This window comes from Arthrospira sp. PCC 8006, assembly GCF_046480465.1.
Classification (GTDB): domain Bacteria; phylum Cyanobacteriota; class Cyanobacteriia; order Cyanobacteriales; family Microcoleaceae; genus Limnospira; species Limnospira platensis.
In genome coordinates this window covers 1-12,502 of sequence record NZ_PKGG01000159.1, presented here as the reverse complement: position 1 = coordinate 12,502, position 12,502 = coordinate 1, and the positions used below count along the sequence as shown (strand labels likewise).

Here is a 12,502-nt window from a genome sequence, read left to right as displayed (position 1 = left end):
AGCTACCAGCTTATTCGCCAGACCTCAACAAGATAGAGAAATGTTGGTCGTGGTTGAAAGCCCGCATTCGCCATTGCACGTGAGCAGTTTGATTCTCTCGATGATGCCATGGATTCCGTTCTCCCAGCTGCGTCCTAACCACCTTGACTAATGCTATAATTCCAACATTGAAGCCAGGTCAGACTCTAGTATTGGACAATGCAACGTTTCATAAAGGGGGGCGGATTGCTGAACTGGTGGAGGCAGCTCAATGCCGTTTACTCTATCTTCGGCCTTATTCGCCAGACCTCAACAAGATAGAGAAATGTTGGTCGTGGTTGAAAGCCCGCATTCGCCATTGCACGTGAGCAGTTTGATTCTCTCGATGATGCCATGGATTCTGTTCTCAAGGCTGCGTCCTAACCGTATTGACTAGTGCTATAACTACCCGGTGAGGATTCCAGCTCCGAATCTGGATATAAGGAGACCTCTCCTGACCATCCTCATAACTGGTTATATGTCCCGACGCTTAGGGAACTAAGCAAGGCAGGAAACTCAAGGTCATAAACGAACTGAGAAATCAGGGAGTAGAGAGTAACGGCGATAGCCACCCCCAGTTTTGGAAATCATAACTCCAGGATAGAAGCGGGGAACGGAAGGCGTGAGGTAGAACCTACYACCAAGACGCGACCACTGCCAACCATCTATGATTAGGAAGACCGAATGTCCGACTTGAACCATCGTAAAGCACGAGCAGCGAAATAGGTTGACACGCTGCGCCCAAAAGGGCAAGGGGAAAAGTGGGGGATTCTGCATTCTACCCACACAGACCTTTAGAAGTACCCCGGTCGATAGGACAAATCTAACGATGGAATGCCCATATAATCGGAACGTTGTAACCCCTCTAATGCTCTGCCCATAAACAAGTGAGTAATGCTATTCACAAGGCAGTAGTGAAAAATGTAAGCGCATGCTTAGAGGGCTAAGGATGTGACCAGAAGCTAAAGCCCAATTGTCATGGTTGGCATATGCCCAATTGTCACGGTGTGGATATAGATACTGCGGTCAGTAAGAGTATAATGGCGAGGACGAGTTTAAAGACTACGTGCTGAATATAGCTCTGAACATCGAAGTAAAAAGCAGGTCTGTTGATTCTGCTCCTTTGACAAAACAGGGTATCCACACCAGGAGCCGTATGAAGGGAAACTTTCAYGTATGGTTCTGAATGGGAGGGGATGGTGGTGACTCCATTCTCGACCCCTAACACATAGCGAAATGTTTTGACCGAATAAACCATGATTATCTACTGACCAAAATTCATTGTCCAAGTAGCCTGAAGAAAGACCTGAAACAATGGTTAAAAGCGGGTGTACTAGATAACGGCGTATTTGAGGAGACAGAAGCAGGGACACCCCAAGGAGGGGTAATAAGTCCAATACTCGCCAACATCGCACTGTTGGGAATGGAAAGGTTAATTAAAGAAATGTATCCAAACAAAGGAACAGCTATTCAGGTTAACCTTATGCGATCTGCCGATGATTTCGTGGTCATATCCAAAGACTTAGGAATCATTGAACAGTGCCCCATTGCCATTTCTGAATGGTTAAAGCCAGTGGGATTAGAAATCAAACCTGAAAAGACTCGAATTGGTCATACACTCAATAGGATTGAGTATGATGGCAAAACCCAAGAGCCTGGGTTTGATTTTCTCGGATTCAATATCAGGCAATACCCAGTTGGAAAACACATATCTGGGAAGACAGGTGGGATAGCAAGCCGATTAATCGGACACCCAACCCACATTAAACCCAGCAACAAAGCAGTTAAAGCCCATACAGAAGTGATAAAAGGTGTAATCAAACAACATAAAACTGCACCCCAATCAGCCTTGATTAGTAAGCTAAACCCGATGATTCGGGGATGGTCTAACTATTACTCAGGGGTAGTCTCATCTGAGACCTTCAGAAAACTAGACCACATAGTTTTTGAAATGTTACGGGCATGGACAGATTCGAGATGCGGAATGGCAAGTTACGAAAAGCTAAGAAACTATTTCGGACACGGAACGGTCAAACTAAGCAACGGGAAAGAAAGCCATGAAACTTGGGTATTCAAAACCAAGGATGGATTCACATTATGGAATCATAATGTGAATCCAATTGTCCGACATACCCTAATACGCCCCGACGCCACACTTGATGACGGAAACTGGACCTACTGGGCAACCAGAAAAGGACAAGCAATTGAAACGCCAACAAGGGTAGCCATACTACTCAAAAAGCCAAAAAGCCTATGCGCCTGGTGCGGGCAATACTTCACCCCATCAGATTTAGTTGAAGTAGACCACATTGTACCTCGAAGCCACGGCGGAAAGGACGAATACAAGAATCTTCAACTACTACACCGCCACTGTCATGATGATCAAACGGCGCTAGATAACGCCAATGCTGTATCCTTAACAATGGAGCAGTCAAATTAGGAGCCGTGTGCTGGGAAACTCGCAAGCACGGTTTTGTCTGGGAGGGGGAGATGGCGACATCTCTCTCGACCCCTACTCGGTTCCGGTTCTCCCATGAAGTTTGCATAACCCAATAGTTAACCTAGTTGGGACTAACAGTATTTCCGGGGGAAGTGCGATCGCACCCTCCGGTATCTGCCGATTAACAGTGGGCTATCCCCCACGCCACTCTATCAATATCCTATACTCTCCCTAAATTACATCTTTTTGAGCCGACAAAATTATTATGGCTGCTCTGGAAATTGACGAATGTTAGTAGGTATTTTCCATTTACTATATAATAGACCGAGACTAACTAAATTAAAAGAAACCTTATTTATGAATACCGTCAAACAAGAAATTGAGTTGTTGCTGAAAAATTTACCGGAGGATTGCAGTCTTGAGGATATTCAATATCATCTTTATGTTATAGAAAAGTACCGCCAGGGTATTACTATTGCAGATAGTGAACGAAGATTAACACAAGAGGAAGCGGAAGGTTTAGTAAGTAAATGGGTTATCAAGTAGTTTGGTCACCGACAGCCATTGATGATATCGATGCGATCGCGGCTTATATTGCGCGAGACTCAGTTTCCTATGCGGCGGCGGTGGTACAGAGAATCATTGAGGCTACCAGAAATCTGAGCAAATGTCCCCTCTCCGGTGGTATTGTTCAGGAGTTTGGTGACGAAACCGTTAGAGAACAGTTTGCTTACACTTACCGGATTATCTACCGTATTCAGGGAGATGTTGTCACGGTTGTGGCTGTGGTTCACGGTAAGCGATTGTTAAAGCTCGATTTGAATACTCACTAGATTCTAGTCATGAGGGTGAAGTGCTACGCCCACAAGGGGCGTAGCTTTCCAGTCTCAACTACCGTATTTGTAAATTCTTCAGGAAATTAAAGCCGCCCACCAGGGGCGGGGTATTAAACCCACCCAATTTTTACAATTTGTGATATGGGCAGCCTAGCCATCCCTCAAAATTGCGCTGCTGTTCCGGGGTCGGTTCTTCAACGGAGGTAATTTTATAAGCACTGGGACGGGGGGCGCGCAGTATAGCTTCAGAGGTTCGCAATTCGTCTTGATGGAAGAAGCTGATATTGACCTGCTCCCCAGGTTGAAAGTCTAGCAAGCGATCGCTAATATTTTCAACGCCAACCCGAAAACCATTGATAGCTAATAATTCATCCTCCGCATCAATTCCCGCCAATTGTGCTGGGCTTCCCGCTTCTACAAATTTAACTATTGTCTTGCCATTTTCCGCCGCCAGTCGCCAACCCAAATCAGGAACAATATCATTATTTTGAGGTTTAATTACCAAACCAAAGGGTTGCAAATAATCATTTAAAGGCAGTTCTTCAGTACCATGAAGATAGCGGTTAAAGAAATCATCTAAATCCATTTCCGCCACCGAAGCGATCGCCGACTGTAACTCCGCCGCCGTATAGCCCTTTTCCGATTTACCGAATTTTTCCCACATTAGCACCATCACATCATCAAGCGATCGCCGATTTCCATGACGGTTACGAATCAACAGTTCCAGCATCAATGACACCAATTCCCCTTTTAAATAGTAGGAAATTTGATTATTGTCACTATAAGCATCGCGGCGATATAACTTAATCCAAGCATCCCAACTCGACTCACCCAGGGGTTGAACAAACCGCCCAGGACTGTTTAAAAATCGGGAAATATCCTTAGATAAACCATTCAAAAAATCCTTAACCTCAACAATCCCAGCCCGGTAAATAATCCACCCATCATAATAGCTAGTTGCTCCCTCACAAAACCACAAAGAAGTCGTATAACATTCTTGTTCATAGTTAAACACTTCCAACTCTTTCGGGCGTAAGCGCTTAACATTCCAGAGGTGAAAAAACTCATGAGCTACCAACTGCATAAAGCGGTTATACTTATCCCGGTCTCGCAATCCTAACCGAGGATAATTAAGAGAGCAGGAATTTTTATGTTCCAGTCCTCCATAACCCTGACTGGACAAATGCAATAGAAACACATAGCGGTCATAGGGAAGACCCGAAAATAGATTGCTAACCTCGTGAATAATTTTCCGACAATCTGTAATTAAGCGATCGACATCACCATTTCCTTGGCCCCAAATTGCCAATTGATGAGGTTTTCCAGCCGCTTCAAAATCATAAACCTGATGGGTGCCAATCTCAAAAGGACTATCAACCAAGGTATCAAAATCCGCCGCCTCAAAGGTATTTTCGACCCCGGAAACGGACGGTAAACTGGTAGTAACCCACCAACCCTTTGGAGGTGCGATCGCCACTTGGATCGGCAAATTTTCCCATCCAGGAACATAAAAGAACAGAGCCGCCCCATTAAAATAGCCGTGGGTGCTATCCAAATGGTTAGTTCTTACTGTCAACTCATTGGCATAGATACGGTAGTGGACTATGAGCGAGTCTGACTCTCCTGCTTGTACCCGCCATGTATTTTTACTGACCTTAGACCAAGACAGAGATTTATCATGGCGATCGCATACTCGAAAATCCTGCAAATGTCTTGCATACTCCCGCACCATATAAGAACCCGGAGTCCACACCGGCATTTTCAAATCAATCACCCCGGAGTCCACTATCGGACCCGCCAAATTTGGTCGAGAGATTTGCAACCGCACCTCAAACAAATGAGACCCCGGCTGGGACATAGAAACCAGGTAATCGGTGGCTACCGTCGAGTTAGCAGCCTCTGGGGAGGGGGTTCTAATAGCTTGAGTCATTAAACAGAAAAATAGCGACAAATTAGGGCTATTTTAGCTCAAGCCCCAAGAGCGAAGGAGCCAGCCACCAGAGGAAAAACCTACTGATTAGCCAATTGATTAAGGTGCTTGAGATTAATCAAATGGATCACCTGACGTTCGGTATCAATGTTAATCCAACCCTTACTATTGAGTTTTTCGATAATTTTGCTAGTCTCTTCGAGGCTGATATCAGTAACATGAGCCAAATCTTGTTCAGGAATGTTAAAAATATCAGCCCCTTTTTCCGTCATCTGGCCATAATTTTCCGCCAACTCCACCAAAGTATTAGCCAACTTAACCGCCGGAGGGCGGTGTCGGATCTGATAACGCTGGTTAGTTTGGCGCAAACGTCGCACCATAAGTTGCAACATTCGATGATGAAGTTGTGGGTCTTTAAACAGCGTTTGAATAAATCGTTGAGCCGAGACACTAATCAATCGTACAGAGGACAAAGCAATCACATCATTGGATCGGGGAGACTCATCGAGAATCGCCATTTCGCCAAAAAAATCACCTCGCCCCAAAATAGCCAGGGTGACTACATTATCGCCCGACAGTCGCCGTACCTTGACCCACCCGGAAACGATGAAATAAACTGCATTTCCCCAAGCATCCTCCATCACGATTGCGCGATTAGCTGGATACTCGTGCTTCACAGCCACCGACAACAACCATTCCAGAGTTTCTGGGTTTGCCCCTTTAAAAAGAGGAAAAAGCTCACTAAAAGCCTCAGTCTGCATGAGAACTCGCGCTAAGTCAGAAGTTTTATGTTGACACACCACCTCACAAACTGCAAGGGGCTTCGAGATTTCGATCACTAGAGATTTGAAGTTACCCACCGTTAAGGCTCAGGCCCACAACCTGGGCATCGGTGCTTCTCAGGCTATGTTGTACTCCCCCACCAACCCCGTCGGTAAGCGCGAGAGACTTCCAGTAGCATTAAAGGAAGGCAAATCTAAATCTAATTATACCAAGGGAAGTTCCCTATAAAGCCCACTAACTTGTAATCAGCCTTGTAATCAGCAATGACAGTTAGTGCCAACAAACACAGATAGAAGTGGCAATCCAGTGCAACACTTATATAATTATCAGCAAAATCCTTGGCAAATTGAGCAATCGGCTACAATGGCCATAAACTGATAAACAGTTGTATATGTCCATGCTTGGGAAAGGTCTCATCCTAATTTCAACTATCCGAAACCGATTGCCCCTGAATATGAGCACAGATCCAACCTGTTGGTAAAGGTTTATGAAATCCGCATCTTCAAACAATTCGATGCCTCCAAATCCTGCTGTATCTGCTACCGTTGATGTCGATGTCATCGACGGAGACGGAAATATTTTCACATCTTCCCGTCGTTCGGCGGGCAACTCATCAGGGGGTAAACCCCCCCATGGTAATAACCAATCATCCTCTGGGTTAGCCCGTACCAGTGGGAATTTCTCGAATTTTTTAGCTCCTCTAAAAAAAGAAACCTTTGTTGAAGTTGTTAAAGATGTTGAAAATAAACTAAAAACCGTTAACGAAACCCTGTCGATGCTCGACAATCTCCTGGATGCCCAGGGATTCGAGGCAATTCTTAACGAAATGTTATCCTCGATTACCTTTAAAACAGGAGAACTTCTCAACGCCGATCGCACCACGATCTGGCTGATGGACGAAGAAAAGCACGAACTCTGGTCTATAGTTGCTAAAGGAGAAGACGGAGAACCCTTAGAATTAAGGATTCCGGCCAGTGCTGGCATTGCGGGGGAAGCAGCCACCCATAAGAAAATCGTTAATATTCCCTACGATTTCTATGATGATCCGCGATCGGCGGCCGCCAAAAAATTTGATGAAAAAAATGGCTATCGCACCTACACTATGATCGCCATGCCTCTGCTGAATGAGAATGAGGATCTAGTAGCGGTAGTACAACTATTAAACAAACTCAAACCCGATATTAATCCATCATCCCCCCTACAGGAAAAAGTCGATACTATCGGCTTTACAGGGGAAGATGAACAGGTATTCCATGAGTTCGCCCCCTCCATTCGGCTGATCCTGCAATCGTCTAAATCCTTCTATTCAGCCACCCAGAGACAGCGAGCCGCTTCGGCGCTGATGAATGCGGTTAATGCCCTCAGCAAAAGCAGTCTCGATCTCCAAGAAACCCTGACCAATGTTATGGATCAGGCTAAGGAGTTAATGAATGCCGATCGCAGCACTCTGTGGCTACTAGATGAAGACCGAGACGAACTGTGGACCAAAATTCCCATTAATGGCAATCTGACGGAAATCAGGATTCCCCGAAATGCCGGATTTGCGGGAACTGTTGCCGAAAGCGGTGAGCCTTTACTGATCCCCTTCGATGTATACAAAGACCCTCGCTCTGAACAATCGAAGAAAACGGACCAAAAAACCGGGTATCGTACCTGTAGCCTGTTGTGTATGCCCGTTTATAATGCCGACAAGCAACTAATCGGCGTTACCCAACTGATTAACAAGAAAAAACAAGGGGAGTACGCAGCTTACGACCCGGCTAGTTGGCCAGATCCTCCTGAGCAATGGAAAGCCAGCTTTAATAAAGATGATCTCGAATTTATGCGGGCTTTTAATATCCAAGCTGGGATTGCTCTTCAGAATGCCAAACTCTTCCAAAAGGTGAAAGAACAAGAGCAAAGACAGAAAGACATTCTCCGCAGCCTGACTAATGGGGTGATTTCTTCAGACAAAGAGGGTCGGATCATTGCTACCAATGAATGTGCTGTGGAATTACTGGGACTGACTGAATCCCAGGTGACTCACGGTTTATCAGTACGAGAGTTAATCCATCTCAAAGATGGTGATTTCGCCCGCTGGTTCGATTTGGCTTTGAAACCCAAAGATGCTAAGGACCGCCAACAATATTATCCCGATCAAACCCTCTTATCAGGTGCTTCGGAAATTTCCCAAAGTATTAACCTGTCGATTAATTCCATGTCTGACATTAATGATCCTGAAAAAGTCAGCGGGGCTTTGGTGGTCATGGAGGATATTAGCGGGGAAAAAGAAGTTAAGAACTTGATCTATCGGTACATGACCCCGGCTGTGGCGGAATCTCTGTTAGCTAGTGGTGAAATTAAACTAGGGGGAACCCGTAAGGATGTTACGGTTTTGTTTAGTGATATCCGCAGCTACACGACCCTCACCGAAAAGTTGCAGGCTGAGGAAGTGGTGAGTATGCTTAACGAATATTTTGAGGAGATGGTCGATACCGTCTTGAATCATCAGGGAACCCTAGATAAGTATATTGGGGATGCTTTGATGGCTGTGTTTGGTTCTCCTGCGCCTCTACCAAATCATCAGTGGATGGCTGTGCAGGCGGCGGTGGAAATGCGTTACCGTTTGATAGAGTTTAATGATCTGCGTGTGTCTAAAGGACTGATGCCTATTAAAATTGGTATGGGTTTGCATTCTGATGAGGTAATCAGTGGTAATATTGGCTCTAGCAAGCGGATGGAGTTGACATCTATTGGAGATGGCGTTAACTTGGCTTCTCGCTTGGAGGGTACCACCAAGCAATATGGAACTGATATTGTAATTAGTGAAAATACTTATCTCCCTAATGCCGATCGCCTGATTGTTCGCGAACTTGATTTGATTACGGTTAAGGGTAAAAGTCAGCCCGTTAGGATTTATGAGTTGGTTGGTATTCGGGAAGGAAAACAGGCTAGGCCCATTCCTGATGAACAACAACAAATTATCGACCACTACCATCGGGGTCGGGAATTTTACCTGAAACCCGCCATGGAAAAACTCACTGATACCGATATCGTTCCACTTTTGGCACAACTGGAAGATTTTTCTCAGTCCCAACTTAAACAACTCTCCTACAATGAACGTGAGCTGCTTAAACAAATGCTGGAAGAGATGTCCCTTCTACAACTGGAGGAGATTCTCGGCTCAAATACTGTCCGACGATTATCTCTAGCCCAGTTAGCAGCTACGCCACCGGAAGAAATGGCTGATCGGATGGAGGAAATTCTTAATGGTTTAACTCCCCGTGAGACTAAAAAAATGCTGGTCGCTAAACTTCAGCAGTTTACGGCTGATCATGAAACTAAGCAGATGTTAGCTGATGAAGGGGCACAATTGGCCATCAGTGCTGTGCGTAAACTCATCGATCTGTGCCGCAAGAAATTTGCCTCGAAGGCTAAAGAAGCCTTTAGAAATGCTAAACACGAATTTTTGGCGGTTTTGGCGATCGATGCTCAAAATAAAGCAGCAAAACTTCATGTCGATCGGTGTATACTATATGAGACCACCAAGCCCCCCAGTGAAACCTGGGATGGTGTTTGGAAGCTCACAGAAAAATAGTGCAGGGGGCTGTTTTCCCTCATCGTTTCTCTGTTGGGGCTTTGGGTCTCACAACTAATCAGAAAATCCCTAAGCCTCATCAAGGCTTGGGGGTGTGTCAACGGAGAGGTTTGCGCCTCCCCATCTCGGAGATGGCGGGTTGGCTATTGATGGGTAGTGAGGAAATTGGTCGTCAACCCCGGATCTTAGATTTCAGCCTGAACCAAGTTTAGATTAGATAATGACTGAGTTAAACGGACCGTATTCTGACCGACAATGGATAGAACAGGTGAATGACCTGTTGATTGAAGTTGCTCGCGCCGCTTTAGCTGATATCCCTAAATTACCTGGTACTGTTTCGACTTCTGCACTACCTCTGGCGCAACAGGCGATCGCTATCAAAAATCAAGCGGGTCTCTACCAGTCTACTAATTGGCAATGGCAAGAAGCAGATCTTGATTGGGTGGGACGGGTGCGAGAGTTTCTGTTGGAATTGTCTCGCATTGCTTTATCAGATCGCCCATCACTTCCTGAAAATATTGCCCATCGCGCTTTGATGTTGGCGGAAACAGCCCAAGATATTCAGGAAGCCTTGGAAAATAGCGAACCTATTTCGACTTCTGCTACAAATGAAAATCGGGAAGGTTCCCAGAATCTGGATGTTAATGGTCGGTTTAACCAACTACGAGATCAGATCAAAACTGAGTGCAGTGGTAGTGTTAATGCCAATGACCCCCTATGGCAGCAGGTCTTAACATTGTTGGATGTGGCTCAAACTCAATATAATGATTTGCGAAAAAACTAGCTCCCGGACCCTTGGAGATGATGGAAAATTTATCGGGTTCGGTTTTTGATTTTTGGATGTTTTTATGGTAAAATACACAGTGCATATTATAGTATACCAAGTCTGAGCTGGTTTTTAGTGTCATAAGTTTATATGGAATCAGACGGTCAACCTGCCAGTTTATTGGGAAGTCCTACCTATGGATTTTCGGATCTGGTGGGTGCGGTTATTGCATTATTTACCCTCATTTTTCCGTTAATGGCGATCGCTCGCTACTCCCCGAGTCAGTTACAAACGCGACCATCGCCACAGCCTGGGCAGATTAGTACAACCCCATCAGTCAAACCGGCTCCCGAAGGGCTATGATTTGGGCATTAGGATATATAGATAGGTGCGAAACGTTTAGGAGACCAAATAGGGCTGAGATGCCTGAAATCACCTCCTAGTGGGACTTAAACCCCTCGGTTGAATATAAGGATTTGCGACCCTGACCATCCCATAACTATCTATGTGTCCCCACATCTGGCGGAGATAGAGCTCACCAGATAAGGCAGGGAACTCAAGGTCAATATACGGACTGTACTTAACGGGGCGTGACCACCCCAGGATAACAGAAAGTTGAGAGTAACGGCGGTAGCCACCCCCAATTTGGGGATTCACACCCCAGGGTTGAAGCGGGGAACGGAAGGCTCCAAGGTATAACCTAATACCGGAATCGAGACCACTGCCAACCATCCATGATTAGGGAAACCGAACGTCTGGCTTGAACCATCGTCAGTATTAGGTAGCGAAATAGGTTGAAACGCTGCGCTCAAAAGAGCAAGGGGAAAAGTAGGAGGCTCTATCTACTACCTAAAAACAACAATATATCTCGGTATACAGTTGCACAGACCTTTAAAGTACCCCGGTGGAAAGGACGAATCTAAAGATGGAATGCCCGCATAGATGGAACGTTATAACCCCTCTTTGGCTCTGCCCATAAACAAGTGAGCAATATTACTCACGGCAGTAGTGATAAGTGTAAGCGCCAGGTGCGAGACGTTCGGGTATGAAATAGGGCTGAAATGCCAKAAATCACTAGCCGGTGAGGATTCCAGCCCCGAGTTTGGATATAAGGAAACCTCTCCTGACCATCCTCATAACTGTTTATATGTCCCGACGCTTAGGGAACTAAGCAAGGCAGGGAACCCAAGGTCCTAAGCGAACTGAGAAATCACAGAGCAGAGGGTAACGGCGATAGCCACCCCTAGTTTTAGGACTCACAACCCTAGGACTAAAGCGGGGAACGGAAGGCTCCGAGGTGTAACCTAATACCGGAATCGAGACCACTGCCAACCATCCATGATTAAGGAAACTGAATGTCCGGCTTGAACCATGGTAATACATTAGCAGCGAAATAGGTTGACACGCTGCGCCCAAAAGGGCAAGGGGAAAAGTAGGGGGCTCATACGACTACCTGCACAGACTTTTAAAGTACCCCGGTTCTGAGGACAAATCTAACGATGGAATGCCCATATAAGCGGAACGTTGTAACCCCTCTAATGCTCTGCCTATAAACAAGTGAGTAATGCTATTSACAAGGCAGTAGTGAAAAATGTAAGCGCATGGTTAGAGGGTGAAGGATGTGACCAGAAGCTAAAGCCCAATTGTCATGGTGGGGATATGCCCAATTGTCACGGTGTGGATATAGATACTGCGATTATTAGGAGTATAGTGGCGAGAACGAGTTGAAAGACTACGTGGTGCATAAAGCTCTGAACATTGAAGTACGAAAGCAGGGGGTAGTAACCCTGTTCCGATGACAAAANGGGTATCCACATCAGGAGCCGTGTGATGGGAAACTATCAAGCAAGGTTTTGAATGGGAGGGGGTGAAGGTGACTTCACTCTCGACCCCTACCCCTGGAGGGTGAAGGATGTGACCAGAAGCCAATGCCTAATTGTAATGATTAGAATATGCCCACAGGTCACGGTGTGGATATATAGCACCAGACAGGAAAGTTAGGACGTATAATGGAGAGGACGAGATGACTAAGAAAAGCAAAAATGCCAGCCCCCTATAGTTACGACCTCAGACAAAAAGTTATTGATGCAATTGAACTAGACGGTATGCCCAAAACAGAAGCCAGTCAAGTTTTCCATGTCAGCCGGAACAC

At 45.6% G+C, this 12,502-nt stretch carries 10 protein-coding genes and 2 pseudogenes; 10 read left to right on the top strand and 2 right to left on the bottom strand.

What is annotated here, in order from left to right:
* Positions 1-32: 32 nt before the first annotated feature.
* The 5 genes and pseudogenes from B9T16_RS19615 to B9T16_RS19595 all read left to right on the top strand — a co-directional run bounded on the left by B9T16_RS19615 (position 33) and on the right by B9T16_RS19595 (position 3,291).
* Entirely contained in the window at positions 33-83 is a 51-nt protein-coding gene (locus tag B9T16_RS19615; RefSeq protein WP_410245548.1) for a hypothetical protein, read from the top strand.
* Between the two features lie 72 nt (positions 84-155).
* A pseudogene (locus B9T16_RS19610) lies at positions 156-402 on the top strand (transposase); the annotation flags it as partial.
* A gap of 844 nt (positions 403-1,246) precedes the next feature.
* Positions 1,247-2,458, top strand: a pseudogene (locus tag B9T16_RS19605) (group II intron reverse transcriptase); the annotation flags it as partial.
* Between the two features lie 288 nt (positions 2,459-2,746).
* Positions 2,747-3,004: a hypothetical protein gene (locus tag B9T16_RS19600; RefSeq protein ID WP_006625968.1), complete on the top strand. Its 258-nt coding sequence runs from the start codon at positions 2,747-2,749 to the stop codon at positions 3,002-3,004.
* Entirely contained in the window at positions 2,989-3,291 is a 303-nt protein-coding gene (locus tag B9T16_RS19595; RefSeq protein WP_006617129.1) for a type II toxin-antitoxin system RelE/ParE family toxin, read from the top strand. The genes B9T16_RS19600 and B9T16_RS19595 overlap by 16 nt, the downstream gene beginning before the upstream one ends.
* 130 nt (positions 3,292-3,421) lie before the next feature.
* Here the strand turns inward: B9T16_RS19595 and B9T16_RS19590 are convergent, their stop codons facing one another.
* A complete protein-coding gene (locus B9T16_RS19590; protein ID WP_410245546.1) occupies positions 3,422-5,224 on the bottom strand; it encodes a M61 family metallopeptidase in 1,803 nt (600 codons plus the stop codon).
* Positions 5,225-5,304: 80 nt separating this feature from the next.
* The gene (locus B9T16_RS19585) at positions 5,305-5,985 is read right to left on the bottom strand and encodes a Crp/Fnr family transcriptional regulator (RefSeq protein WP_410245547.1); all 681 of its coding nucleotides are present in this window, start codon (positions 5,983-5,985) and stop codon (positions 5,305-5,307) included.
* A gap of 536 nt (positions 5,986-6,521) precedes the next feature.
* On the opposite strand from B9T16_RS19585, the gene B9T16_RS19580 reads away from it, so the two are divergent.
* From B9T16_RS19580 to B9T16_RS19560, 5 genes are all read left to right on the top strand, one after another.
* Positions 6,522-9,584 carry a GAF domain-containing protein gene (locus tag B9T16_RS19580; protein WP_006617126.1) on the top strand — a complete coding sequence of 1,021 codons (3,063 nt, stop codon included), beginning with the start codon at positions 6,522-6,524 and terminating at the stop codon, positions 9,582-9,584.
* The gene (locus tag B9T16_RS19575) at positions 9,584-9,796 is read left to right on the top strand and encodes a hypothetical protein (RefSeq protein ID WP_006617125.1); all 213 of its coding nucleotides are present in this window, start codon (positions 9,584-9,586) and stop codon (positions 9,794-9,796) included. The genes B9T16_RS19580 and B9T16_RS19575 overlap by 1 nt, the downstream gene beginning before the upstream one ends.
* A gap of 8 nt (positions 9,797-9,804) precedes the next feature.
* Positions 9,805-10,368 carry a hypothetical protein gene (locus B9T16_RS19570; protein ID WP_410245545.1) on the top strand — a complete coding sequence of 188 codons (564 nt, stop codon included), beginning with the start codon at positions 9,805-9,807 and terminating at the stop codon, positions 10,366-10,368.
* A gap of 132 nt (positions 10,369-10,500) precedes the next feature.
* Complete coding sequence (locus B9T16_RS19565; protein WP_006617123.1) at positions 10,501-10,713, top strand: hypothetical protein; 213 nt, start codon at positions 10,501-10,503, stop codon at positions 10,711-10,713.
* Positions 10,714-12,392: 1,679 nt separating this feature from the next.
* Positions 12,393-12,502: IS630 transposase-related protein (locus tag B9T16_RS19560; RefSeq protein ID WP_410223398.1), on the top strand; the 110-nt coding region annotated here is incomplete at its 3' end.

What these genes read in the sequence shown, in the direction of transcription:
- B9T16_RS19600 (WP_006625968.1), top strand. Translation starts at nt 2,747, where the DNA reads ATGTTAGTAGGTATTTTCCATTTACTATATAATAGACCGAGACTAACT.
- B9T16_RS19570 (WP_410245545.1), top strand. Translation starts at nt 9,805, where the DNA reads ATGACTGAGTTAAACGGACCGTATTCTGACCGACAATGGATAGAACAG.
- B9T16_RS19590 (WP_410245546.1), bottom strand. Translation starts at nt 5,224, where the DNA reads ATGACTCAAGCTATTAGAACCCCCTCCCCAGAGGCTGCTAACTCGACG.
- B9T16_RS19585 (WP_410245547.1), bottom strand. Translation starts at nt 5,985, where the DNA reads ATGCAGACTGAGGCTTTTAGTGAGCTTTTTCCTCTTTTTAAAGGGGCA.
- B9T16_RS19580 (WP_006617126.1), top strand. Translation starts at nt 6,522, where the DNA reads ATGCCTCCAAATCCTGCTGTATCTGCTACCGTTGATGTCGATGTCATC.
- B9T16_RS19595 (WP_006617129.1), top strand. Translation starts at nt 2,989, where the DNA reads ATGGGTTATCAAGTAGTTTGGTCACCGACAGCCATTGATGATATCGAT.
- B9T16_RS19565 (WP_006617123.1), top strand. Translation starts at nt 10,501, where the DNA reads ATGGAATCAGACGGTCAACCTGCCAGTTTATTGGGAAGTCCTACCTAT.